General features: G+C 65.2%; 25 protein-coding genes. 12 read left to right on the plus strand and 13 right to left on the minus strand.

Annotated elements, in window-relative coordinates; translation table 11 throughout:
* Window positions 1–18: 18 nt before the first annotated feature.
* The 5 genes from CH289_RS15145 to CH289_RS15165 are packed head-to-tail and all read right to left on the minus strand — an operon-like array spanning window position 19 to window position 2,446.
* Window positions 19–558 (minus strand): Asp23/Gls24 family envelope stress response protein, encoded by a 540-nt coding sequence (locus CH289_RS15145; RefSeq protein WP_094728104.1) that lies wholly within the window; start codon window positions 556–558, stop codon window positions 19–21.
* Window positions 555–1,529 carry a DUF6286 domain-containing Asp23/Gls24 family envelope stress response protein gene (locus CH289_RS15150; protein WP_094728105.1) on the minus strand — a complete coding sequence of 325 codons (975 nt, stop codon included), beginning with the start codon at window positions 1,527–1,529 and terminating at the stop codon, window positions 555–557. Before CH289_RS15150 ends, CH289_RS15145 begins: the two co-directional genes overlap by 4 nt.
* A complete protein-coding gene (locus CH289_RS15155) occupies window positions 1,522–1,701 on the minus strand; it encodes a hypothetical protein (protein ID WP_019665488.1) in 180 nt (59 codons plus the stop codon). Before CH289_RS15155 ends, CH289_RS15150 begins: the two co-directional genes overlap by 8 nt.
* Window positions 1,698–2,006, minus strand: a complete 309-nt coding sequence (locus CH289_RS15160; RefSeq protein WP_019665487.1) for a hypothetical protein — start codon at window positions 2,004–2,006, stop codon at window positions 1,698–1,700. Before CH289_RS15160 ends, CH289_RS15155 begins: the two co-directional genes overlap by 4 nt.
* The gene (locus CH289_RS15165; protein WP_019665486.1) at window positions 2,003–2,446 is read right to left on the minus strand and encodes an Asp23/Gls24 family envelope stress response protein; all 444 of its coding nucleotides are present in this window, start codon (window positions 2,444–2,446) and stop codon (window positions 2,003–2,005) included. Before CH289_RS15165 ends, CH289_RS15160 begins: the two co-directional genes overlap by 4 nt.
* A gap of 75 nt (window positions 2,447–2,521) precedes the next feature.
* On the opposite strand from CH289_RS15165, the gene CH289_RS15170 reads away from it, so the two are divergent.
* Together CH289_RS15170 and ilvA are read left to right on the plus strand one after the other, a co-directional pair.
* Entirely contained in the window at window positions 2,522–3,670 is a 1,149-nt protein-coding gene (locus CH289_RS15170) for an NAD(P)/FAD-dependent oxidoreductase (RefSeq protein WP_094728106.1), read from the plus strand.
* A 59-nt stretch (window positions 3,671–3,729) separates the two neighbouring features.
* Window positions 3,730–4,887: a threonine ammonia-lyase gene (gene ilvA, locus CH289_RS15175; RefSeq protein ID WP_256977263.1), complete on the plus strand. Its 1,158-nt coding sequence runs from the start codon at window positions 3,730–3,732 to the stop codon at window positions 4,885–4,887.
* A 26-nt stretch (window positions 4,888–4,913) separates the two neighbouring features.
* Here ilvA and CH289_RS15180 read toward each other — a convergent pair whose 3' ends face one another.
* Window positions 4,914–5,288, minus strand: a complete 375-nt coding sequence (locus CH289_RS15180) for a VOC family protein (RefSeq protein WP_019665483.1) — start codon at window positions 5,286–5,288, stop codon at window positions 4,914–4,916.
* 185 nt (window positions 5,289–5,473) lie between these two features.
* Here CH289_RS15180 and CH289_RS15185 point away from each other — a divergent pair, with 185 nt between their 5' ends.
* Together CH289_RS15185 and CH289_RS15190 are read left to right on the plus strand one after the other, a co-directional pair.
* Window positions 5,474–6,442: an ATP-binding cassette domain-containing protein gene (locus CH289_RS15185; protein WP_026347857.1), complete on the plus strand. Its 969-nt coding sequence runs from the start codon at window positions 5,474–5,476 to the stop codon at window positions 6,440–6,442.
* Window positions 6,439–7,230, plus strand: coding sequence for an ABC transporter permease (locus CH289_RS15190; RefSeq protein ID WP_019665481.1), 792 nt, complete (start codon window positions 6,439–6,441; stop codon window positions 7,228–7,230). Before CH289_RS15185 ends, CH289_RS15190 begins: the two co-directional genes overlap by 4 nt.
* A 60-nt stretch (window positions 7,231–7,290) precedes the next feature.
* Here the strand turns inward: CH289_RS15190 and greA are convergent, their stop codons facing one another.
* Together greA and CH289_RS15200 are read right to left on the minus strand one after the other, a co-directional pair.
* Window positions 7,291–7,785: a transcription elongation factor GreA gene (greA, locus tag CH289_RS15195; protein ID WP_026347856.1), complete on the minus strand. Its 495-nt coding sequence runs from the start codon at window positions 7,783–7,785 to the stop codon at window positions 7,291–7,293.
* Between the two features lie 264 nt (window positions 7,786–8,049).
* Complete coding sequence (locus CH289_RS15200) at window positions 8,050–8,475, minus strand: DUF4307 domain-containing protein (protein ID WP_094728108.1); 426 nt, start codon at window positions 8,473–8,475, stop codon at window positions 8,050–8,052.
* Between the two features lie 124 nt (window positions 8,476–8,599).
* On the opposite strand from CH289_RS15200, the gene mca reads away from it, so the two are divergent.
* Genes mca through CH289_RS15215 form a run of 3 tightly spaced genes read left to right on the plus strand, consistent with a single transcriptional unit; the run spans window position 8,600 to window position 11,738 of the window.
* Window positions 8,600–9,478, plus strand: a complete 879-nt coding sequence (gene mca, locus CH289_RS15205) for a mycothiol conjugate amidase Mca (protein WP_179276812.1) — start codon at window positions 8,600–8,602, stop codon at window positions 9,476–9,478.
* Window positions 9,475–9,726 carry a hypothetical protein gene (locus CH289_RS15210; RefSeq protein WP_019665477.1) on the plus strand — a complete coding sequence of 84 codons (252 nt, stop codon included), beginning with the start codon at window positions 9,475–9,477 and terminating at the stop codon, window positions 9,724–9,726. Before mca ends, CH289_RS15210 begins: the two co-directional genes overlap by 4 nt.
* 2 nt (window positions 9,727–9,728) lie before the next feature.
* The gene (locus CH289_RS15215) at window positions 9,729–11,738 is read left to right on the plus strand and encodes a thioredoxin domain-containing protein (RefSeq protein WP_094713752.1); all 2,010 of its coding nucleotides are present in this window, start codon (window positions 9,729–9,731) and stop codon (window positions 11,736–11,738) included.
* Here CH289_RS15215 and trhA read toward each other — a convergent pair.
* A complete protein-coding gene (gene trhA / locus CH289_RS15220) occupies window positions 11,735–12,400 on the minus strand; it encodes a PAQR family membrane homeostasis protein TrhA (protein ID WP_019665475.1) in 666 nt (221 codons plus the stop codon). The two genes, CH289_RS15215 and trhA, sit on opposite strands and share 4 nt — an antisense overlap.
* 200 nt (window positions 12,401–12,600) lie before the next feature.
* Here trhA and CH289_RS15225 point away from each other — a divergent pair, with 200 nt between their 5' ends.
* Complete coding sequence (locus CH289_RS15225) at window positions 12,601–13,383, plus strand: isoprenyl transferase (protein WP_094728110.1); 783 nt, start codon at window positions 12,601–12,603, stop codon at window positions 13,381–13,383.
* Between the two features lie 69 nt (window positions 13,384–13,452).
* Here CH289_RS15225 and coaA read toward each other — a convergent pair whose 3' ends face one another.
* Window positions 13,453–14,376, minus strand: coding sequence for a type I pantothenate kinase (gene coaA, locus CH289_RS15230; protein ID WP_026347854.1), 924 nt, complete (start codon window positions 14,374–14,376; stop codon window positions 13,453–13,455).
* A 157-nt stretch (window positions 14,377–14,533) separates the two neighbouring features.
* Here coaA and CH289_RS15235 point away from each other — a divergent pair, with 157 nt between their 5' ends.
* From CH289_RS15235 to CH289_RS15245, 3 genes are all read left to right on the plus strand, one after another.
* Window positions 14,534–15,730, plus strand: a complete 1,197-nt coding sequence (locus tag CH289_RS15235; protein ID WP_026347853.1) for a hypothetical protein — start codon at window positions 14,534–14,536, stop codon at window positions 15,728–15,730.
* 58 nt (window positions 15,731–15,788) lie between these two features.
* Window positions 15,789–17,072 carry a serine hydroxymethyltransferase gene (glyA, locus tag CH289_RS15240; RefSeq protein ID WP_019665471.1) on the plus strand — a complete coding sequence of 428 codons (1,284 nt, stop codon included), beginning with the start codon at window positions 15,789–15,791 and terminating at the stop codon, window positions 17,070–17,072.
* A 452-nt stretch (window positions 17,073–17,524) separates the two neighbouring features.
* Window positions 17,525–18,850, plus strand: coding sequence for a PhoH family protein (locus CH289_RS15245; protein WP_170947447.1), 1,326 nt, complete (start codon window positions 17,525–17,527; stop codon window positions 18,848–18,850).
* A 37-nt stretch (window positions 18,851–18,887) separates the two neighbouring features.
* Here CH289_RS15245 and CH289_RS15250 read toward each other — a convergent pair whose 3' ends face one another.
* Window positions 18,888–19,256 (minus strand): limonene-1,2-epoxide hydrolase family protein, encoded by a 369-nt coding sequence (locus tag CH289_RS15250; protein ID WP_020112644.1) that lies wholly within the window; start codon window positions 19,254–19,256, stop codon window positions 18,888–18,890.
* A 135-nt stretch (window positions 19,257–19,391) separates the two neighbouring features.
* On the opposite strand from CH289_RS15250, the gene CH289_RS15255 reads away from it, so the two are divergent.
* Window positions 19,392–20,249 carry an acyl-ACP desaturase gene (locus CH289_RS15255; protein ID WP_020112643.1) on the plus strand — a complete coding sequence of 286 codons (858 nt, stop codon included), beginning with the start codon at window positions 19,392–19,394 and terminating at the stop codon, window positions 20,247–20,249.
* A gap of 84 nt (window positions 20,250–20,333) precedes the next feature.
* On the opposite strand, the gene CH289_RS15260 is transcribed toward CH289_RS15255, so the two are convergent.
* Together CH289_RS15260 and glpX are read right to left on the minus strand one after the other, a co-directional pair.
* The gene (locus CH289_RS15260; RefSeq protein ID WP_019665467.1) at window positions 20,334–21,737 is read right to left on the minus strand and encodes a class II fumarate hydratase; all 1,404 of its coding nucleotides are present in this window, start codon (window positions 21,735–21,737) and stop codon (window positions 20,334–20,336) included.
* A gap of 80 nt (window positions 21,738–21,817) precedes the next feature.
* On the minus strand, window positions 21,818–22,858 hold the full coding sequence (glpX, locus tag CH289_RS15265; protein ID WP_026347852.1) for a class II fructose-bisphosphatase: 1,041 nt from the start codon (window positions 22,856–22,858) through the stop codon (window positions 21,818–21,820).
* Between the last annotated feature and the right edge of the window lie 130 nt (window positions 22,859–22,988).

The raw sequence follows: 22,988 nt of genomic DNA on the forward strand, positions 1-22,988 counted from the left end.
CTGGGTGCAGCTGCGCGCTCAGACGTGCAGCTGCACCCGCAGGGCTACGTCGCTGCCCTCGACTGCGCCGGCGAGGTATACGGCGCGCTCTTCGGCAGTACGAGTGAATGCCTCGATGTCGATGCCCGGTGAAGTCTGCACCGTGACGGCCAACGTCGGGGTGCCGCGATCGTCGATGGCTCGACCCCGGGCCGATTCGACGCCGGGGAAGTCGGCGAGGTCCGCGGCAATGCCACGGGCCAACGCGCCCAGGTCGATTCGTAGCGAATGAGATTCGCTCGTCGAGATCTCGACGGTGCCTGTTCTTCTGGGGGAGAGGTTCCCGATCAGGAGCGCGACGCCGACGAGTGTGCCGATGACGGCGGTCGCGGCCAGTGCGGCCTCCCACCACGATTGCGCAGGAAACGCCGCGAAGACGTCACGGTCGAATCTGGACAGGGATTCCACGGCGAAGGGAACGTCGTAGTACCACGCGACCGCGAACGCCCCTGCGCCGACGAGTGCGACGCCGAGAAGCGTGACCAACAGGCGATCGATCAACGTTGTCGCGCGCTTCACGCCTTGCTCTCCTTCACTCGGACGCGGACGGTCCTCGTGTCGGCCAGCAATGCGATTGTGGGTTCCACTGCAGCGCGGACGGATTCGACCGCAGCGGTGGAACCGTTGGTACCACCGGCGGCACGATGCACGTCGACGGTCACCCGCTTCGGCGTCACGGTGGTCCGCGCGGAATCCACGCCGGGCACCGAGCCCGCATGATCGCTACAGATCCGGGCGACGTCGGTGGGACGCAACCACACCATCGGATACTGCGATGCCTTCGACCCGGCGCCAGTGTGAGTTTTCGTCCGCGGCTTCAGACCGAGAACGACGAGTATCGCACCCACCACGACGCAGGCAGCCGCCGCACCGATCATCCATGGCTGCCAATGCAACTCCGCGATCCAGTTCACGGCGTTGGCGATCCACGGTGAGCCGTCGATGGTGTCGTGCGCGATCAGGAACTCTCGTCCGGCGACGAAGGCGACACCGAGCAGAACGAGCGACAGGACAAGAGCGACCGGTACAGCGGCCGGGCTCGCCGTCGGGGGCCTCGGACGAAACGCAGCAGCGTCGGACGGCGCAGACGGTTCAGGCGAACCAGCGGGCGACGTACCGACCACCAGAACGTTGAGCTGATGCAGCGGCAGACCGATGATGTCGTTCAACGCGCGTCCGACCTTCTCGGCGATCGCAGCCCCGGCGTCGGCGATCCGGCAGGGCCAGGCCAGTGCCACGTACAGGTTGACCGACACCGAATGCTCGCCGACGGACACATCCGCACGCGGCAGTTCACGTCCGGTCAGCTTCGACATCCCGCCGACCTGCCGTACGACCGCAGGAACGGTCAGCGCCGCGGCGACCGCGACACGGGAGACGGCGCGCTCCTTGATGACCAGCGTGCCGGGGCCGCCGGTTCCCGGGACCTCCTCGGCCACGAAGTCCGGATCGACACTCGGGGTCGCTACGTCCTTGCCGCCGTCAGCCACGGCCGCGGCTGCGCAGCAGGGACGTCAGATCGAGGCGACCGTCGAAGTGAGCGCCGACAGCCAACCCGACCGCGCCGAGGAACAGTGCGAGCACGAATCCGCTGAACCCGCCGATGATCCCGGCGAGAGCGAGCAGCAGACCGGTGAGCAGTCCGACGACGGTGTAACTCATGAACCCTCCCCTGAATCGATGTCCCCTGAATCGATGTCCTCGACGACGACCGCGACGGGTACCGACACCAGCTGCCCGATCGCTGCCTGGACTCCGCGGGCGACGCCGTGTACGTCGGACGGGTATTCGGCGGTGATGTGCACTTCGCACCGCTCGTCGTCGACGCGGACACCGACGACCTTTCTGCCGGGCAGATAGGTCGCGATCTCGCCGAACTCCCCGGCGTGCAGGCCTGCTACGCCGGACACGGTCGTCGCGGCGGCGGCGATGGCGTCGGCGAGCTGGTAATCCGCTTCGGCGCTCACTGGACCCGAGGTGCGATGTCCGGGTCCACGCCGGTCTCGAGCTCGTCGAACAGGATGACGTCGTAGACGGTGATGTTCACTTCGGTGACCTCGAGGCCCGTCATCCGCTCGACGGCGGTGATGACGTTGCGTCGGATGCCCGCCGCGAGTTCGTGCAATGCGACGCCGTACTCGGCGACGATGCCGATGTCGATGGCAGCCTGTTTCTCACCGACCTCGACGGCGACGCCCTGGCTGTGGTTGACGCGGGCGCCGGGGATGCGGTCCCGGAGCGCACCGACGACCCGAGCGGTTCCGCCACCGACGTCGTGGACGCCGTCGATCTCACGCGTCGCGATTCCGGCGATCTTCGCGACGACCGCGTCGGCGATGATCGTTCGACCCTGCGTGGTGGTCAGCGCGGCCGAACTGGCGGCCGCGAAGCTGGGGTCTGTGGTCATGGTCTCGATCGTAGACGCGCAACCGAGCCTCCGTTGCTCAGTGGACGGAGTTCGTTCTCTGGTAGAGATCTCCCCATGACGATCGTGATCGTAGGAGCAGGCCTCGGCGGATTACGTACGGCTCAGGAACTGCGCAAACAGGGGTACGACGGCGGTCTTGTGCTCGTCGGAGACGAACCGCACCTTCCGTACGACAGGCCGCCGCTGTCGAAGGAGGTGATCCGCGGGGAGCGGGAGGACACCACCTTCGAAAGCGAGGAGTACTTCGCCGAGAACCGCATCGAGCTGCGGTTGGGTGTGGCAGCGGTCCGAGTGGATACCGAGAACACGACGCTCGAGCTGGCCGACGGCTCGACGCTCCCGTACGACCAGCTGGTGATCGCGACGGGCCTACGGCCGAGACGGGTGCCGTCGTTGCCGGACCTGCACGGAGTGCACGTCCTTCGCAGCCGCGACGACGCCGAGTCGTTGCGCCGTGACGCCTCTGCTGCCGCACGCGCCGTCGTGGTGGGGGCCGGATTCGTCGGGTGCGAGGTCGCCGCAGGCCTACGGCACCTCGGCGTCGATGTCACGCTCGTCGAGCCGCAAGCCACCCCTCTCGCGTCGGTCCTCGGCTCCGACGTCGGCGAGCTGGTGTCGAGGCTTCACCGCGACGAGGGCGTGACGGTGCGCACCGGAGTCGGCGTCGACACTCTGCGCGGAACGGACCGGGTCACGCACGTCGTGCTGAGCGACGGAACCGAAGTCGAGGCAGACCTGGTGGTGATCGGAATCGGGTCGACACCGGTGGTCGAGGTGCTGGAGGCATCGGGAGTCACCGTCGACAACGGCATCGTTGCCGACGCGTACGGGCGCACCGATATCCTGGGCGTCTGGGCGGTCGGCGACGTCGCAGCCTGGGATCACCCGCAGCACGGTCGCCGACGGGTCGAGCACTGGAGCAATGTCGGTGACCAGGTTCGCGTCATGGTTCCGGCTCTACTGGGCAAGGAACCGGCGGCCGCACCTCGGCCTGTCGTTCCGTACTTCTGGAGTGATCAGTACGACGTCAAGATCCAGGCGTTGGGCAGCCCATCCGCCGATGATTCCGTCGAGATCGTCGAGGACGACGGCAGAAAATTCCTGGCATACTACGTCCGTGACGGAATTCTTACGGCCGTGGTCGGCGCCGGTATGGCAGGAGCAGTGATGAAGATGCGTGCGAAGATCGGTCAGCCCACGTGAGCGGTGCGCTGCTGACGGCGTCGGACATCGCCGACGCCGAGGAATTGCTCGAGCCGGTCATGCGAAGAACCCCTGTCGTGGCGTCACGGATTCTGTCCGATACGACCGAACACGAAGTGCGACTCAAATGCGAGAATCTGCAACGCACAGGCTCTTTCAAGCCCCGCGGAGCGTACAACCGCATAGCACGGCTCTCACCGGAGGAACGCGCACACGGTGTAGTGGCCGCCAGCGCGGGCAACCACGCGCAAGGTGTCGCCTGGGCTGCGACGCAGCTGGGTACGACGTCGACGGTCTTCATGCCTACCGGCGTCTCGTTGCCGAAGCTCGTCGCCACCAAGGCCTACGGCGCGGACGTCCACCTGACCGGCCGCACGGTCGACGAAGCGCTCACGCACGCGCACGAATTCGCCGCTCGCACCGGCGCCGTGCTGATCCACCCGTTCGACCACGCGGACATCGTTGCGGGACAAGCAACTCTGGGGACCGAGCTACTTCGTCAGATGCCCGACGTCGGCACCATCGTCGTTCCGACGGGCGGCGGTGGATTGCTGGCAGGCGTCGCAGCCGCGGTTCACCTGCACAAGCCGAACGTTCGCGTCGTCGGCGTGCAAGCCGAAGGCGCCGCCGCCTGGCCGGTGTCGCTGAAAGCCGGGTATCCCGTTGCCGCACAGTCGATGTCGACGATGGCCGACGGTATCGCCGTCGGCCTACCCGGTAGCGTTCCGTTCGACCACGTGGTGGACCGCGTCGACGAGATCGTGACAGTCTCAGAAGACGCGCTGTCCCGAGCGCTGCTGCTCTGCATCGAACGGGCGAAGCTGATCGTCGAGCCCGCGGGCGCCGCCGCCGTTGCCGCGCTGATGACCAGGCAGGACCTCCGGCTGGACGGACCGGTGTGTGCCATCCTGTCCGGCGGCAACATCGACCCCCTTCTGCTGACCCACGTCATCACCCACGGATTGCGAGCCGCAGGACGCTATCTCGCTGTCCGCGTCACCATTTCGGACAGGCCTGGCGGACTGATCGGGCTCCTCGACGTCGTCAAGGGAGTCGGCGCGAGCGTCGTCGACGTCGTTCACTCCCGCACCGGCGGTCAGCTGGGACTCGAGGAAGTCGATGTCATGCTCACCGTCGAAACCCGCGGCCCGGCACATCGCCAGGACGTCCTCGACGCACTCGGCGCCGCGGGATTCGCCGTCGACATCTCGTCCTAGGCGCGACGCGGGTACTCCCGGTCCGGTCAGAAATAGCGCTTCGTGATGATCTCGAGGTAGTTCCCGCCCGGATCGAGGAAATACACTCCTCGTCCGCCGTGCTCGGTGTTGGTTTCACCCGGACGGGTCCGTTGCGGATCCGCCCAGTGTGGGGCGCCGCGCTCCCGGAGACGGGCGTACGCCCGGTCGAACAGTGCGTCGTCGACCAGAAATGCGTAATGCTGAGGGTGGTAATCGATCGGTGGAGTCGCGAATTGGAGCATCACCGAATCGTCGAGAGTGATGTTGACGAACGGACCCCAGGACGGGGCGTGTTTCGCTTCGAGAACGTCGACGTAGAACTCTGCGGTCGACCGTGTGTCGGTAGTGGCAATGATGGTGTGATCGAACGTGATCGACATGGTGTGCCTTCTGCTAGGCCCATCGGGGGCGCAGGTGCGAGACTAACGCGAGTCACGGCGGCGAAGCAAGAGATTGTCGGTGGCTGCACGTAGGATCTCCGTCGTCGGTTCTCGGGAGGGCCGATGAGTTCTCGTCGGGCATCGAGTCTGCAGTACGTAAGCACCAAATGAATGGGGAACAGATCATGGCGAACGCCATCGAAGTCGAGAATTTGGTACTCGAGTACGGCAAGAACACGGCGCTGAACGGAATCAGTTTCTCCGTGCCGGAGGGCACGGTTCTGGGCGTCCTCGGACCCAACGGGGCGGGGAAGACGACGGCGGTCCGCATTCTCGCGACCCTCCTGAAAGCGACGTCCGGGTCCGCGCGGGTGCATGGAATCGACGTCGGCGACAACCCGAACGAGGTCCGTAACACCATCGGGCTGACGGGACAGTTCGCGGCCGTCGACGAATACCTGACCGGGTACGAGAACCTGGAGATGGTGGGCAGGCTGTTCGGCCTGAAGAAGTCGGAAGCGAAGACACGGGCGGACCAGTTGCTCGCGCGCTTCGATCTGGAATACGCACGTGACCGCACCGCGAAGCAGTACTCCGGCGGTATGCGTCGTCGCCTCGACATCGCGGCCAGCCTAATCGGCAGGCCGAAGGTGGTGTTCCTCGACGAGCCGACGACAGGCCTCGACCCTCGAAGTCGAATGGCCATGTGGGACTTCATCTCCGACCTCGTCAAGGACGGTACGACGATTCTGCTGACGACGCAGTACCTCGAAGAAGCGGACCGCCTCGCCGATCGGATCATCGTCCTCGACAAGGGGTCGATCATCGCCGAGGGCACAGCGGATCAGCTCAAGGCGCAGGTCGGTGGTGAACGCCTCGAATTCGTCCTCACCGACGAATCGCAGAAGGACCGGGCGCTCGAGATCCTCACTCCCATCGGCCTCGACGCGCCGTCGTACGACGCGCAGACCCGGCGACTCGGCATGCCGGTCAGCGGCGGAGCCGACGATCTGACGACCGCTCTCGTCGCACTCAAGGAAGCCGACATCCACGTCGTCGACGTCGGGCTACGACGGCCGAATCTCGACGACGTTTTTCTCACCCTCACCGGCCGCGCCGCCGAGGACGAACAAGCAGTGGAGGAAGAGAAATGAGCGTGCTGCGCGATTCCCTCATCATCACCAAACGGAACCTGATCAAGCTCAAGCGAGTTCCGGATCTACTGTTCTTCGCGACGCTGTCACCGATCATGTTCGTGTTGCTGTTCGCGTACGTGTTCGGAAGCGCCATCGACATCCCCGGCGTCGACTACAAGAGCTTCCTCATGGGCGGCATCTTCGTGCAGACCATGATCTTCGGTGCATCCATCACCGGGTCCTCGCTCGCCGAGGATCTGCAGAAGGGCGTGATGGACAGGTTCCGGTCCCTGCCGATGGCACGGTCCGCCGTCGTGATCGGTAGAACCGCAGCGGATGTCGGCAACAACATCGTGACGATCACCATCATGTCCATCACCGGTTTGATCGTCGGGTGGCGCATCACGTCGTCGTTCCTCGAAGCCGTCGCCGGCTACGTCTTGCTGCTGCTGTTCGCGTACTCCATCTCGTGGGTGATGGCATTCGTCGGATTGACCGTCCGATCGCCGGAGATCTTCAACAACGCGTCGTTCATCGTGATCTTCCCGTTGACGTTCATCGCGAACACGTTCGTACCCATCGAAGGCTTCCCGACGGTCCTCAAGACCATCGCGGAGTGGAACCCGATCTCCTCGGTGGCTCTCGCCGTACGCGAGCTGTTCGGCAACACCAACCCGCTCGCCCCACCGCCGGAAGCCTGGCCACTGCAGAACCCGATTCTGTACACGCTCATCTGGGTTGTGCTGTTCCTCGTCATCTTCGTGCCGCTGTCGGTACGCAAGTACGAAAGAACTCTCACCGCCTGAGGCCGAGACACGAGAAAGCCCCCGACCACCAACGGTCGGGGGCTTTCTCGTACGTCGCTCTTAGGTGTGGTACGGCTCGGCACTGAGCAGCGTGACCTTCATGGTCTTGCCGTTCGGCAGAGCGTATTCGCGAGTGTCGCCGACCTTGGCGTCGATGAGAGCGCCACCCAGCGGCGAGCTGGGGGAGTAGACCTCGAGCTTGCCGTCGCGGGCACCCTCTTCACGGGTGGCGATGAGGAACGTCTCGGTATCGGACTCGTCACCGTCGTAGTAGACCTTGACGACGGATCCGGGCAGTGCCACGCCGGACTGAGTGGGCGCCTCGCCGACCTTCGCCGAGTTGAGCAGCTCCTGCAGCTGACGGATACGAGCTTCCTGCTGGCCCTGCTCCTCGCGTGCAGCGTGGTAGCCGCCGTTCTCCTTCAGATCGCCCTCTTCGCGTCGCTCGTTGATCTCGGCGGCGATGACCGGGCGATTGGAAATGAGTTGGTCGAGTTCGCTCTTGAGCCTGTCGTGGGATTCCTGGGTAAGCCAGGTCACCTGGGTCTCGGTCATCTCGATCACTCCCTTGTAGTCGAAGTCGCGGTGGACTCCCGGTCTGTTGCTGACGGAGGGCATGCCTCTAGGCGGGTCCCCCTGGAATTGGGCGGATCCCCCTGGTGCGGCCCACTGCCTGAGCCGGCTGCTCCAGCGGTCGCTGTCGGCGTCGTGCAGGGCCAACTCGGCAACCCCGCAGGCCTGAAGGGCCGTCAATGCAGCAATACACGGTTCCAGTGCGGAACCGTGTACAGGCCTATCTTACCACGAGACGGCGGGAGGTCAGCCTGCCCGTAAATACTCGGGAACATTCGTGCTGCATCCGTACACGTCACCGACGGCAGGAGGCTGCGATGTGCGCAGAACGGTGGTCACCTGGACCTCCTGATCCGAGGAACCCGGTACGAAGACCTCGCGGCGGCCGGTTTCCGAGCCGTCGCGGGAGCGCGCTCGAACGATGCAAACAGCTTCCTGCTCCGGGTCCGCCCGGGTGACGCTGAAGCTGATGGAGATGGTCTCGTCGTCCATCAGATCGAACGTCAACGCCTTGCCCTCGACGTCCTGCACCGCGAATCGCTGGTACGCGAGGTATGCGACCACGAGCCCGACCAACACGGCCACGACGAGCAGAAGATTTCTCGTCCGGGGTGCCACTCCCCGCCGCGAGCTGGACGCCGGGTAGCGGCCTTCGGGAAGGGTGGCAGTCATGGGAACGTCGCTTTCGAGGGGGAACCGTCGATTTCCTTGCGGCAGCCGGTGCGTGCAGCGTCGGCGCCAAGTGGAACTATAGGGGGAGGATAAGTTTCCGGTGAAGCTGAGGTGAGGAAAGAACGTGTCCGGACTACGGCTCATGGCGGTGCACGCCCATCCCGACGACGAGTCGAGCAAGGGTGCCGCAACGACGGCTCGGTACGCAGCCGAAGGTAACGACGTCCTGATCGTCACCCTCACCGGCGGCGAGCGCGGCGACATTCTCAACCCCGCGATGGACATTCCGGGTGTCAAGGACCGAATCAACGAAGTTCGGCGGGAGGAGATGGCCGAGGCCGCTCGCATTCTCGGCGTCCGGCAGACGTGGCTCGGCTACGTCGACTCCGGCCTGCCCGAGGGTGATCCACTACCGCCGCTTCCCGAGGGATGCTTCGCACTGGTGCCGCTCGAGGAATCCACCGAAGCGCTTGTCAAAGTAGTTCGCGAATTCAAACCCCACGTCATCACGACCTACGACGAGAAGGGCGGCTACCCGCACCCGGACCACATCCGGTGCCACGAGGTGTCGGTCACGGCGTACGAGGCAGCGGGTGATCCCAGCAAGTTCCCCGACGCCGGCGAACCCTGGACGCCGTTGAAGCTGTACTACTCCCACGGATTTCTGCGGAAGAAGATGCAGCTCTTCCACGATTGGTTCATCGACCGCGGTGAGGAAAGCCCCTTCGTCGACTGGCTGAAGAGGTGGACCACGGACCGCGACGAGATCATGGAACGCATCACCACGCAGGTCACCGTCGGCGACTACTTCGAGCAGCGGGACGACGCACTGCGCGCGCACGCAACACAGATCGATCCCAACGGATCGTTCTTCGCCGTGCCGATCGAGGTGCAGCGCAAGCTGTGGCCGACGGAGGAGTACGAGCTCGCTCGCACCCGCGTCAAGACGTCCATCCCGGAGACCGAGCTCTTCGCCGGGATCGATCCGGAGACCGCCACATGATCGTGTCGCTGCTGGCGCAGGGCGCCCCGGGCCCGGAGTTCGGTAAATCCTCGCCCGTCGGCCTGGTCATCATCGTCGCCCTGCTCGTGGGAACAGCGTTGCTGATCTGGTCGATGAACAAACAGATCAAGAAGCTGCCCGAGTCCTTCGAAAAGGACGATCCGGGGCCGGACCAGGCGCTCGACGAAGGCACGGACCGCGGCGCCGTACGCGAAGAGGCACGCGAGACCAAGCCCGGCGAGAGCTGATCGTGCTCGGGGCCAACGCGCTCGACAGGTCCACCAGCCCCTACCTGCGTCAGCACGCGGACAATCCGGTGCACTGGCAGGAGTGGACGACGGAGGCGTTGGAGTCCGCCCGCGAGCGCGACGTCCCGATCCTGCTGTCCATCGGGTACTCGGCGTGCCACTGGTGCCACGTCATGGCACACGAATCGTTCGAAGACGCCGAGACGGCCGCGTCGATGAACGCGAACTTCGTCTGCATCAAGGTCGATCGCGAAGAGCGTCCCGACCTGGATGCCGTGTACATGAGCGCAACCGTCGCGATGACCGGCCAGGGCGGTTGGCCGATGACATGCTTTCTCACTCCGGACGCCGAGCCGTTCTACTGCGGAACCTACTTCCCGCCCCGACCGCGAGCGGGAACCCCGTCGTTCACACAGTTGCTCGAGGCAGTCTCGGACACCTGGACGACCCGCCGCGCCGAGGTGTTCGACGCCTCCGCCGCGATCACCGAGGCCCTCCGGGACAACTCCGGCCGGCTCCCGGCGTCGGGCAAACCCGTCGACGCGGACCTGCTCGCGGATGCAGTGTCCTCGGTGTTGGCCGACGAGGACGCAGAGCGAGGCGGATTCGGTGGCGCGCCCAAATTCCCGCCGAGCTCGCTGTTGGAAGGTCTGCTCCGACACTACGAGCGAACCGGGTCGACGTCGGTGCGGGGCGCCGTCACGCGCACCGCGTCGGCGATGGCTCGCGGCGGGATTCACGATCAGATCGGCGGCGGATTCGCGCGATACGCCGTCGATGCGGAGTGGATCGTTCCGCATTTCGAGAAGATGCTCTACGACAATGCCTTGCTGCTCAGGTTCTACGGTCACCTCGCCCGCGTCACCGGTGACGCGCTGGCAACGCGGGTAGCCGACGCCACCGCTGCTTTCGTTCTCGGCGCGATGCGCACCGAGGAGGGGTGTTTCGCCGCTGCGCTGGACGCGGACACCGAAGGCGTCGAGGGTCTCACGTACGTGTGGACTCCCGAGCAACTCGTGGAAACCCTCGGCTTCGAGGACGGCGTGTGGGCAGCGGGGCTGTTCGCCGTCGACTCGTCGGGCACGTTCGAGGCCGGCATGTCGGTGCTCCAACTACCGGAGGATCCCGACGACACCGAGCGCTTCGAGCAAGTGCGCGCAACCCTGATGGCCGCTCGTGACCTGCGCCCACAACCGGGACGCGACAACAAGGTGATCACCGCGTGGAACGGCCTGGCCATCACCGCTCTCGCCGAGGCAGGCTCCGGACTCGGACGCAGTACCTGGGTCGATGCCGCCGCCGAATGCGGCGAACAGATCTTCGCCCGGCACGAGGAGAACGGCCGGCTGCGTCGGGCATCGCTCGGACCTCACGTGGGCGAGGCGGCCGGAGTGCTCGAGGACTACGCCTGCATGGCCGTCGGATCGCTGTCGCTGCTGTCCGCGACCGGGGACACGGTGTGGTTGGAACGCGCCGTCCGACTCGTCGACGCAGCCATCGAGCACTTCGCCGACCCGGACAACCCCGGCAGCTGGTTCGACACCGCCGACGACGCCGAAGCATTGGTCACCCGGCCCAGGGACCCCCTCGACAACGCCACCCCGTCCGGCGCGTCGACCATCACCGAGGCATTGCTCGCGATCGAAGCGCTCGTGCCGCCGGAGTCCGCCGACGCATACGGTGACCTGGCGGCAGCCGGCCTGGCTCGGGCGTCGGTCGTGATGGAACGCGCGCCTCGGTCGGCAGGGCACTGGCTGGCCGTAGCCGAGGCATCCGTACGCGGTCCGCTGCAGGTAGCGATATCGGTCGATGGTGACAGCCGACTGCTGGATGTTGCTCGCAGGCACGCACCGGGCGGCACCACCATCGTTGCGGGCGCCGTCGATTCGTCTCCGCTGCTTTCGGACCGGCCGACCGTCGACGGCAACGAGGCAGCCTACGTGTGCCGTGGGTTCGTCTGTGACAGACCGGTGACGACGGAGGAAGAACTGATTGCGGCGTTGCGCCGCTAGAACAGCACGAGCCACACCGCGACGAGGTGGCAGATCGCGGCGAGAACGGTAGCGGCGTGGAAGAACTCGTGGTGGCCGAATGTCGTCGGCCACGGGTTCGGCCACTTCGTGGCGTACAGAACAGCTCCCACGCTGTACAGAATGCCGCCGACCAGCAGCAGAACGAACGGTGCATAGCCGACGTGATCGATGAGCGTCGGCGCGACCGGGACAATCGCCCACCCCAGAATGAGGTAGAGCGGAACACCGACCCACCGCGGCGCCTGCGGCCACAACATCTTCAGCGCAACCCCGCCGAGAGCACCCAGCCAGACGATGATCAACAGGGTCCGGCCGGTGCTCGTCGGTAGGCCCAGTATCGCGAACGGGGTGTAACTGCCCGCGATGAACACGAAAATCATCGAATGGTCGGCGCGTTTCATCCACACACGGTGGGCCGGGTTGTCCCAGTGGACACGGTGGTAGGTAGCGCTGACGCCGAACACACCGCAGACGGTGACCGCGTACACGGCCGTCGCGATCCCCGCGCCGACCGACACCAGTGTGAAGGCCAACGTGACCAACACGATGCCGGACACCACCGCCACTCCGAACGCATAGAGATGGATCCAACCGCGCATGCGTGGTTTGACCGGTAGCTCGTCGATCCCGAACATCGTCATAGCCCCACCTCCGACTCGAAACGCAAGATCCGCTCCCTGGAGAACCTACGCAACCGTAAGTTCGCTGCCTACTGTACCGGCGAGTAGCTCGACACGGTCGAACGAGACGGTCATCCCGCAGGCTCCACTCCTGCTTCCCGGGTCATTCCGCAGGCTCCACTCCTGCCGGGCGTAAGGTTGTGCCCCGTGGTGATGTCTCGGTGAAGATTCTCCCGACCAAGGTGCGCAGCGTCCTCTACAACGTGTACGAGCGACGCCTGTTGACACAGCTCGACGACGTGGCGCATCCCCGCCACGTCGCTGTGATGTGCGACGGCAACCGCCGCTGGGCTCGGGAGAACGGCTTCACCGATGTCGCGCACGGGCACCGGATGGGGGCCCTGAAGATCGCCGAGATGCTGGGGTGGTGTGACGCAGCGGGCATCGAGATGGCGACGATCTACCTGCTGTCCACCGAGAACCTCCGTCGCGACCCCGACGAGTTGGAATCGCTGCTCGAGATCATCACCGACGTCGTCGAGGAAATTTCCGGCCCGGAACAGAACTGGACCGTCAAGATCGTCGGGACACTCGACCTTCTCCCGGCCGCAACTGCACGTCGTCTCAAGGAAGCCGCGGAACTGACGGCCGGTCGGACCGGAACCCACGTCAACGTCGCAGTCGGGTACGGCGGCAGACAGGAAATCGCCGACGCTGTCCAAGCGCTGCTGAGCGAGAAGATCGCCGAGGGATTGACCGGCGAAGAGCTCATCGGCTCGGTCAACGTCGACGGCATCGACACCCACCTGTACACGTCGGGTCAGCCCGATCCGGACCTGGTGATCCGGACCTCCGGCGAACAGCGGCTCTCGGGGTTTCTGCTGTGGCAGAGCGCGTACTCGGAAATCTGGTTCACCGAGGCGTACTGGCCGGAGTTCAGGCGCGTCGACTTCCTGCGCGCACTGCGCGACTACGCCGCCCGGCACCGCCGCTTCGGCATCTAGATGAGCGGAAATGTGTCTCGTGGCCACTCCGCAGGCTCCGCTCCTGCCGACCCTGGCCCACATTTCCGCTCACAGCTTGCGTAGCCGCAGCCTGTTGATGGTGTGGTCGGCGTCCTTGCGCAACACCATCGTCGCGCGCGGACGCGTCGGAAGAATGTTCTCCACCAGATTCGGCAGGTTGATCGAGTGCCACAGGTCTTCGGCCGCGATCTTCGCGTGCTCGTCCGAAAGATTCGCGTAGTGGTGGAAGTGTGCGTCCGGATCGGCGAACGACGTCTCGCGCAGTGCAAGAAAGCGTTTGACGTACCAGTGCTCGATGTCCTCGATGCGCGCGTCGACGTAGATCGAGAAGTCGAACAGATCCGACACCATCAACCGTGAGCCGGTCTGCAGAACGTTGAGGCCCTCGACGATCAGGATGTCCGGCTGGCGAACCATGTGGAACTGACCCTTGATGATGTCGTACGACACGTGCGAGTACACCGGCGCCGACACTTCCTCCGCACCGGACTTCACCTCGGTCACGAAGCGCAGAAGCTTGCGTCGGTCGTAGCTCTCCGGAAAGCCCTTGCGGTGCAGGATTCCGCGGCGCATCAGCTCGGCCGTCGAATACAGGAAACCGTCGGTCGTCACCAGGTCGACACGAGGATGGTGATCCCACCGTGCCAGAAGCGCCTGCAGCACACGGGCCGTCGTCGATTTGCCGACGGCGACGCTTCCCGCCACACCGATGACGAACGGCACCTGTCGATCCGGGTGTTTCTCACCGAGGAACGTTGCGGTAGCCGCGAACAACCGTTGCCGCGCCGCGACCTGAAGGTGGATGAGTCTGGCCAACGGCAGATACACCTCGGCCACCTCGTCGAGGTCGATCTGCTCACCCAGTCCGCGAAGCCCGACCAGTTCCTCTTCGGTCAGAACCAGCGGGGTGGACTGACGGAGCGTTCTCCACTGCGCACGGTCGAACTCGACGTACGGGCTGGTCTCGCTCATGCGCGCCGTCCACCACGATGGGTCCGTTCCTGCAGGCGTGAACTCCGGGGGAGCGCGAGTCGCATGAATGACGATTGTGCTCGGTGCCACGAGGACTCGCACGGGCGGGGTAGTTCACTGGTTGTTCACCCGGTCGGTGACGCTAGTGTCGGACAGCATGAACGCCGATTCCTTCGTCCGCGACTACCTCACCCTCGGCCTGAAATTCGATCGCCTCGAAGAGGGGTTCGTCGACGCGTACACCGGTGACCCCGAGCTACGACGGCAGGTGGAGAACGCACCGGCGCCCGAGCCGAAGGAGCTTGCGCGTCGAGCAGGGGAGCTTCGCAAGGAACTGGGCAACACAGGCCTGCCCGAGCAGCGTGCCGAGTTCGTCGACGTTCATCTTCGGGCGCTCGAATGCTCGGCCCGCAAGTTCGCCGGCGAGGACATCGGCTTCGTCGACGAGGTCTTCGCGTACTTCGACGTCCACATCGAGCCGGGCGATCAGGACGAGTACCGCCAGGCCCACCGAAAGATGGACGACGTGTTGGCCGGCCCCGGTTCGCTCGCCGAACGTCTTGCCGCACACCGGGCGCAGGACGTCGTACCCGCGGATCGGTTGCAGGAGTGCGTCGACGCCTTCTCCAGTGCCCTGCGGGACCGCGTGCGTGCCGAATACACGCTGCCGGACACCGAACAGGTCACCTACGAGGTCGTCGGAGACAAACCGTGGTCGGGGTTCAACTACTACCTCGGTGATTACAAGTCCACCGTCGCGATCAACTCCGACCTGCAGCAGCAGATGGCGAACCTGCCTCACCTGATCGCGCACGAGGCGTACCCGGGTCATCACACCGAGCACTGCCGCAAGGAAGCCGGGCTGGTGGCGTCGGGCCAGACGGAGCAGACCCTGTTCCTGGTCAACACTCCGCAATGCCTGATGGCCGAGGGGCTCGCCGACCTCGCGTTGAAGTCGATCGTCGGGCCGGGGTGGGGTGTGTGGGCGCAGGAGATCTACGCCGACCTGGGGCTGCGCTTCGACGGTGAGAAGGCGGAACGGTTGTCCGAGGCGTCGGGGCAGCTGCTCGGTGTGCGTCAGGACGCGGCGTTGCTGCTGCACGATCAGCACAAGTCGCAGGACGACGTCGCTGCCTACCTCGAACGCTGGTCGCTGACGTCGCCGCAGCGCGCCCGGCAGAGTCTGAAGTTTCTGTCCTCGCCGTTGTGGCGCGCGTACATCAGTACCTACGTCGAGGGCTACAAGCTTCTCGGTGGGTGGCTCGACAAGGGCAAAACGGTCAGCGAGCGATCCGCGCTGTTCGGCCGCCTGCTCGACGAACCGCTCATCCCCAGCGCGCTGCGTGAGCACTGAGGTGCATCTCGTAAACTGAATGCGCCAATCCCGCAGCTCACCCTTGGAGACACCTGTAATGACCGACGTCAACACCCAGTCGCTCGCCGAACTCGACCCCGAGGTAGCCGAAGCCATGGCTGGCGAACTCGGTCGTCAGCGCGACACGCTCGAGATGATCGCGTCGGAGAACTTCGTTCCACGCGCAGTCCTCCAGGCACAGGGCAGCGTGTTGACGAACAAGTACGCCGAGGGCTACCCGGGACGCCGCTACTACGGCGGGTGCGAGCACGTCGACGTCGTCGAGGATCTGGCGCGCAATCGTGCCAAGGAACTGTTCGGTGCCGAATTCGCCAACGTGCAACCCCACGCAGGCGCGCAGGCCAACGCCGCGGTCCTGATGGCACTGATCAACCCGGGTGACAAGATCATGGGCCTCGACCTGGCGCACGGCGGTCACCTGACGCACGGTATGAAGCTGAACTTCTCCGGCAAGCTGTACGAGGTCGAGTCCTATGGAGTCAGCAAGGAAGACCACCGCATCGACATGGACGAGGTACGCAAGCAGGCACTGACGTCCAAGCCGCAGGTTCTCATCGCCGGCTGGTCCGCCTACCCGCGCCACCAGGACTTCGAGGCGTTCCGTTCCATCGCGGACGAGGTCGGTGCGCTCCTGTGGGTCGACATGGCCCACTTCGCCGGTCTGGTCGCCGCAGGTGTCCACCCGTCCCCCGTGCCGTACGCCGACGTCGTGTCCTCGACGGTGCACAAGACGCTCGGTGGCCCCCGCTCCGGCCTGATCCTCGCCAAGAAGGAATGGGCCAAGAAGATCAACTCCGCCGTCTTCCCCGGTCAGCAGGGTGGGCCGCTCATGCATGCCGTCGCAGCGAAGGCCGTTGCCTTCAAGATCGCGGCGACGCCGGAGTTCAAGGAACGTCAGGAGCGCACCCTGCTCGGTGCATCCCTCCTCGCCGATCGGTTGAACGCCAAGGACGTCGCGGACAAGGGCATCTCCGTCCTCACCGGTGGCACCGACGTCCACCTCGCGCTCGTCGACCTGCGTAGCTCGGACCTCGACGGCCAGCAGGCAGAGGATCTGTTGCACGAGGTCGGAATCACCGTGAACCGCAATGCCGTTCCGTTCGATCCTCGCCCGCCGATGATCACCTCGGGTCTGCGCATCGGAACAGCGGCACTCGCTACCCGCGGATTCGGCGAAGCCGAGTTCACCGAGGTCGCGGACATCATCGCCACTGCTCTCGCCACCGGCGAGGCAAGCGACTCGCTCAAGGAGCGCGTCGTCAAGGTCGCTCAGTCCAAGCCGCTCTACGACGGTCTGGAGGACTGGGGACTGCTGGGCTAGGCACCCGTCGTCGCACGAAAGGCTCACTCGTTCGAGTGGGCCTTTCGTGCGTTCTGGTCCGTTTTTCGCCGTTCGGTCCCGCCCGGACAGTGCGGAGGTGGTACATGTAGAAGAAGGAGCAGTCGAACGCCGAGTGCTCACCGACCGGGCGCCGCAGAACGGACGCGGACACGCCTGGTTTCGTTGCGTTTCAGCGATTCTGGTACGCCTGACCCGGTTAACGTGTTGTTCACCGACACGCCCTGAACTCGCCGAGCCAATTGCTGGTTTCGGCTGTACCGTCGGCAGTAACAGGCAGCGGGGAAGCTACCTGTGCGGGAGGTTCTGATACGTGACTGAGCTAGTGAGCGCGAGAGGGCCGGCACCCGGCCCTCGTGTCATCTGACACGCCAGGACCGACCGGCCGAGCGACAAATGTCCGCGCGGTGCCGCGCCGGACGTAGGAGCCCCACGTGACCACTTCACGCTCCGTTTCCGCCCCCCTTCGGACATTCGTGCTGGACACCTCGGTTCTGCTGTCGGATCCCTGGGCTGTCATCCGGTTCGCCGAGCACAATGTGGTTCTTCCGCTGATCGTGATCAGCGAACTGGAGGGTAAACGCCACCACCACGAATTGGGATGGTTCGCGCGGGAATCCTTGCGTATGCTCGACGATCTTCGCGTCGAGCACGGCCGCCTCGATCAGCCGGTTCCCATCGGAACCGACGGGGGCACACTGCAAGTCGAGCTCAACCACACCGATCCGTCCGTGCTTCCCGTCGGGTTCCGCACCGACTCCAACGACTCTCGCATCCTCGCCTGCGCCCTCAACCTCGCCGCCGAAGGCAAGGACGTCGTCCTGGTCAGCAAGGACATCCCACTTCGCGTCAAAGCAGGTGCCGTGGGCCTCCCCGCCGACGAGTACCACGCACACGACGTCGTCCCGTCGGGCTGGACCGGAATGGCCGAGCTCGACGTGCAGGCAAGCGACATCGATCGACTGTTCGCCGAAGGCGTCATCGACCTCGACGGTGCACGGGACATGCCGTGCCACACCGGTGTTCGACTGCTCGGTGGACGCTCCAGCGCACTCGGACGCGTCACGGCGGACAAGCAGATCCAGCTCGTCCGCGGCGAGCGTGAAGCATTCGGGTTGCACGGTCGATCAGCGGAACAGCGCGTCGCACTCGACCTTCTGCTCGACGAGAGCATCGGCATCGTCTCGCTCGGCGGCAAGGCCGGAACCGGCAAGTCCGCGCTGGCGTTGACCGCAGGTCTCGAAGCCGTCCTCGAACGCCGAACCCACCGGAAAGTCGTCGTGTTCCGACCGCTGTACGCCGTCGGTGGTCAAGAGCTGGGTTACCTGCCGGGCAGCGAAAGCGAGAAGATGGGTCCGTGGGCCCAGGCCGTCTTCGACACCCTCGACGGTCTCGCCAGCCCCGAGGTGATGGAAGAGGTCATTGCCCGCGGAATGCTGGAAGTGCTGCCGCTGACGCACATTCGCGGCCGTTCGCTGCACGACTCCTTCGTGATCGTCGACGAGGCACAGTCACTCGAACGCAACGTGCTGCTGACCGTACTGTCCCGGCTCGGAAGCGGCTCACGCGTCGTCCTCACCCACGACGTCGCGCAGCGAGACAACCTGCGCGTCGGGCGTCACGACGGCGTCGCTGCCGTCATCGAAAAGCTCAAAGGTCATCCGCTTTTCGCGCACATCACCCTCACCCGAAGCGAGCGGTCCCCGATCGCGGCACTGGTGACCGAAATGCTCGAAGAGTTCGGCCCCGCCGGCGCCTGACGTGAGTGGAAATGTAGGCCCTGGCCTACATTTCCACTCACAGCGCGCGGAGCGCGCCTCTGATCAGGCCCTTGAGGAAATCGACGTTGTCGAAGTAATCACGCCAGACGAGGATTTTGCCGTCGCGTAGTTCGAAGGTGCCGCACACCCAGAACTCGATGCGCAGCCGCCGCCAGATCAGCACGTCGGTTCGTTCGGTGAGCACGGTGTCGCCGTCGGACGCGATGTTGTGGATGGTGACGTCGAAGCCGTACTGGGGTTTCGCGAGAAGTCGCATGAACTTGCCGACCCTTCTCTTGCCGCGAACCCGAGGCAATCCCACGTTGTGCCACACCACCGCGTCGTCGAGACGGTCGACGACCCTCTCGACGTCGCGGTTCCTCAGGGCGTCGAACATGCCCTCCACTACCTCGTTCGCCTTCGTCGTATCGATCACTCGGTCCGCTCCTTCACCTAGGACGTGAGCCCGCAGTCTATGAAAGTTCACAGACGTCCGGGGCACTACTCCGCGCTCACCGGGCCAGACGCTACGGTTGCTGGTATGTCTACGAATCTGACGGACGGTGACCTGCTGCTTCGACTCGAGCCAGCCGTCGAAGAGAACCTCAGCCGCCACATCGAGGAGGCGGAGGACTGGCATCCGCACGACTTCGCACCCTGGGACGAGGGCCGCAACTTCGCGTTCCTCGGCGGCGAGGACTGGGCTCCCGAGCAGTCGCACCTGTCCGATGTGGAGATCCTGTCCGCAACCGTCGGGGTGCTGGTCGCAGACAATCTGCCCGCATACCACCGCGAACTCGCTCGTGCGCTCTCCGGCCTCGGCGCCTGGTGGAAGTGGACGGGTCGCTGGACGTCGGAAGAGAACCGTCAAGCCATCGTGCTGCGCGACTACCTGGTACTGACGCGCGCAGTGGACCCCGTCGCGCTCGAACGGGTGCGCATGGAGGAAATGACGAGGGGCTACAGCGCCCCGAGCCTGCACGTCCTGGACATCATCTCGCACTTCGCCATCGACGAGACCGCGGCAGCGTTGCGCAACACCAACACCGTCGCCCTCGGCGGCGACGAGGTGCTGGGCAAGATCCTGACCAAGATCGCGGCCGACGACACCCGTCAGGCAACGTTCTACGTCAACGTCGTCAACGAGGCGTTCGGCGTCGCACCGGACCAGATGGCTCGTGCTATCGCGGATCGAGTGAGCGGCTTCGCGATCCCCGTCGTCGACCTGCCGAGCAAGAAGAACAGCACCGAGGCTCTCGCGGAAGCCGGCATCTACGACGAGGACCAGCAGCGAGACAAGGTGTTCAAGCCGCTTCTGGAGCGCTGGAACTTCTTCGGCCGCGACGACCTCGGCGACGACGGCAAGAAAGCTCGTGAGGAGCTAGCTCACCTCGCCTGAGCTCGACCCCCCGAACATGACTGTGCCACCGCAACTGTATGACCGTTGCGGTGGCACACTCATGCCGGAAGGGAGCGGACGAAACTAGTCCTTGACCTTTGCCATGGCGAGGACGTCGAGACGCTTGTCGAGTTCTTCCTCGCTGAGCTTGTCGCCGATGAGCCCGCGGTCGATGACGGTCTGACGGATGGTCTTCTTCTCCTTCAGAGCCTGCTTGGCGACGGCGGCTGCTTCCTCGTAGCCGATTGCGGAGTTCAGCGGCGTCACGATGGACGGCGAGGACTCGGCGAGGGTCTTGAGGTGGTCGACGTTGGCTTCGAGGCCGACGATGCACTTGTCCGCGAAGAGGACCGAGACGTTGGCGAGTAGCTTGAACGACTCGAGGACGTTGCGCGCCATCATCGGGATGTAGACGTTGAGCTCGAAGGCACCCGATGCACCGCCGAATGCGACGGCGGCGTCGTTGCCGATGACCTGTGCGGCGACCTGCGTGACTGCCTCGGGCAGAACGGGATTGACCTTGCCGGGCATGATGGAGCTACCGGGCTGCAGGTCGGGGAGGGCGATTTCGCCGAGGCCGGTGAGTGGTCCCGAGCCCATCCAGCGGACGTCGTTGGCGATCTTGGTCAGCGACACGGCGATGGTGCGCAGTGCGCCCGATGCCTCGACGAGGCCGTCGCGTGCTGCCTGTGCCTCGAAGGAGTCCTTCGCGGCGGTCAGGGCGTCGATTCCGGTCGACTTCACCAGTTCGGCAACAACTTTGGGGCCGAAGCCGTCGGGTGCGTTGAGACCGGTGCCGACGGCGGTGCCGCCGATGGGCAGCTCGCCCAGGCGGGGAAGGGTGGCCTCGACGCGCTCGATGCCTGCTTCGATCTGACGGGCGTAGCCGCCGAATTCCTGACCGAGCGTGACCGGCACGGCGTCCATGAGGTGCGTGCGGCCGGACTTCACGACGGTCTTCCACTCGGTCGCCTTGGCGGCCAGTGCCTCGTGCAGGTGCTTCAGCGCAGGCACCAGTGAGGTGACGGCTGCCTCGGTGGCGGCGACGTGCGTGGCCGTCGGGAAGGTGTCGTTGGAGCTCTGCGACATGTTGACGTGGTCGTTGGGGTGAACCTCGACACCGTTGGCCTTGGCGATGGACGCGATGACCTCGTTGGCGTTCATGTTGGAGCTGGTGCCGGAACCGGTCTGGAAGACGTCGATGGGGAACTGATCGTCGTGCTTGCCGTCGGCGATCTCGGTTGCCGCGGAGATGATGGCGTCGGCGAGGGTGCCGTCGAGCAGCCCGAGGTCCTTGTTGACCTGTGCGCAAGCAGCCTTCAGCAAGCCCATTGCGCGGATCTGAGTGCGCTCGAGGGGGCGGAAGGAGATGGGGAAGTTCTCCACCGCGCGCTGCGTCTGTGCACGCCACAGCGCGTCGACGGGGACGCGAACCTCTCCCATGGTGTCGTGCTCGATCCGGTACTGCTGTTCGTCTGTCTGCGTCATGAGCCTTACTTTGCCAGTTGAAGTTGCGGAGGGGTGAGCGCGCCCTGGGCCGGGAGTGGAGCCTGCGGGAACGACCCGGATCAGAACGACGGAGCTTGCCCTGATTCGTCGCCGTCGAAGTCGACGGAACTGTATTCGCGTAGCTTTTCGAGGCGGTGGTAGGCGTCGATCATGCGCACGGTGCCGGACTTGGAGCGCATCACGATGGACTGGGTGTGTGCACCCCCGCCTGCGTAGCGGACGCCGCGCAGAAGGTCGCCGTCGGTGACGCCGGTGGCAGTGAAGAAGACGTTCTCGCCGGAGACCAGGTCGCGGGTGTTCAGCACGCGATCGAGGTCGTGACCTGCGTCGATGGCCTTCTGGCGCTCGGCGTCGTCGGTCGGGGCGAGGCGTCCCTGCAGGGCGCCGTCCATGCACCGCATCGCGGCGGCGGCGATGATGCCCTCGGGAGTTCCGCCGATACCGATGAGCAGATCGGTGCCGGAATCGGGTCGTGCTGCGGCGATGGCGCCCGCGACGTCACCGTCGGAGATGAGGCGGATGCGGGAGCCGGCGTCGCGGACCTGCTGGATCAGTTCGGCGTGGCGCGGACGGTCCAGGATGCACACCGTGACGTCGGATGCGGAGCCCTTCTTGACCTTCGCGATCCGAGCGATGTTCTCCTTGACCGGTGCAGTGATATCGACGACATCGGCGTACTCGGGGCCGACGGCGATCTTCTCCATGTAGAACACCGCCGACGGATCGAACATCGCGCCGCGCTCGGCGACAGCCAGCACCGAGATCGCGTTGGGCATGCCCTTGGCCATCAACGTGGTTCCGTCGACGGGATCGACGGCGAAGTCGACGTCGGGACCGTTGCCGTTACCGACCTGCTCGCCGTTGTAGAGCATCGGCGCTTCGTCCTTCTCGCCTTCGCCGATGACGACGACGCCGCGCATCGAGACGGAACTGACCAGCTGACGCATGGCGTCGACAGCGGCCCCGTCGCCACCTTCCTTGTCGCCACGTCCCACCCAGCGACCCGACGCGAGCGCACCGGCCTCGGTGACACGAACGAGCTCGAGGGCGAGGTTGCGATCTGGCGCCATGGCGCGAGTGGACTCGGTGCTGGCCGTCATCGGTTTGTAGCCTCCTGGTAGATGGGGGTCTTACCCAGGCGCGATTATCTCATTCGTGAGCCGCGTCATGCGAGCTAGGGCATGCGCCGACCGAGCGCTGGCATGCAGCGGACACCCTGGGTCGTTCCGC

This window comes from Rhodococcus sp. RS1C4 (assembly GCF_002258225.1).
In the GTDB taxonomy this organism is placed as follows: domain Bacteria; phylum Actinomycetota; class Actinomycetes; order Mycobacteriales; family Mycobacteriaceae; genus Rhodococcoides; species Rhodococcoides fascians_E.

What these genes read in the sequence shown, in the direction of transcription:
- coaA (WP_026347854.1), bottom strand. Translation starts at nt 14,376, where the DNA reads ATGAGCGAGACCAGCCCGTACGTCGAGTTCGACCGTGCGCAGTGGAGA.
- trhA (WP_019665475.1), bottom strand. Translation starts at nt 12,400, where the DNA reads ATGACGATGTTCGGGATCGACGAGCTACCGGTCAAACCACGCATGCGC.
- CH289_RS15235 (WP_026347853.1), top strand. Translation starts at nt 14,534, where the DNA reads ATGAACGCCGATTCCTTCGTCCGCGACTACCTCACCCTCGGCCTGAAA.
- ilvA (WP_256977263.1), top strand. Translation starts at nt 3,730, where the DNA reads ATGCGAAGAACCCCTGTCGTGGCGTCACGGATTCTGTCCGATACGACC.
- greA (WP_026347856.1), bottom strand. Translation starts at nt 7,785, where the DNA reads ATGACCGAGACCCAGGTGACCTGGCTTACCCAGGAATCCCACGACAGG.
- CH289_RS15210 (WP_019665477.1), top strand. Translation starts at nt 9,475, where the DNA reads ATGATCGTGTCGCTGCTGGCGCAGGGCGCCCCGGGCCCGGAGTTCGGT.
- CH289_RS15180 (WP_019665483.1), bottom strand. Translation starts at nt 5,288, where the DNA reads ATGTCGATCACGTTCGATCACACCATCATTGCCACTACCGACACACGG.
- glyA (WP_019665471.1), top strand. Translation starts at nt 15,789, where the DNA reads ATGACCGACGTCAACACCCAGTCGCTCGCCGAACTCGACCCCGAGGTA.
- CH289_RS15190 (WP_019665481.1), top strand. Translation starts at nt 6,439, where the DNA reads ATGAGCGTGCTGCGCGATTCCCTCATCATCACCAAACGGAACCTGATC.
- glpX (WP_026347852.1), bottom strand. Translation starts at nt 22,858, where the DNA reads ATGACGGCCAGCACCGAGTCCACTCGCGCCATGGCGCCAGATCGCAAC.
- CH289_RS15200 (WP_094728108.1), bottom strand. Translation starts at nt 8,475, where the DNA reads ATGACTGCCACCCTTCCCGAAGGCCGCTACCCGGCGTCCAGCTCGCGG.
- CH289_RS15255 (WP_020112643.1), top strand. Translation starts at nt 19,392, where the DNA reads ATGTCTACGAATCTGACGGACGGTGACCTGCTGCTTCGACTCGAGCCA.
- CH289_RS15185 (WP_026347857.1), top strand. Translation starts at nt 5,474, where the DNA reads ATGGCGAACGCCATCGAAGTCGAGAATTTGGTACTCGAGTACGGCAAG.
- CH289_RS15155 (WP_019665488.1), bottom strand. Translation starts at nt 1,701, where the DNA reads ATGAGTTACACCGTCGTCGGACTGCTCACCGGTCTGCTGCTCGCTCTC.
- CH289_RS15170 (WP_094728106.1), top strand. Translation starts at nt 2,522, where the DNA reads ATGACGATCGTGATCGTAGGAGCAGGCCTCGGCGGATTACGTACGGCT.
- CH289_RS15260 (WP_019665467.1), bottom strand. Translation starts at nt 21,737, where the DNA reads ATGACGCAGACAGACGAACAGCAGTACCGGATCGAGCACGACACCATG.
- CH289_RS15165 (WP_019665486.1), bottom strand. Translation starts at nt 2,446, where the DNA reads ATGACCACAGACCCCAGCTTCGCGGCCGCCAGTTCGGCCGCGCTGACC.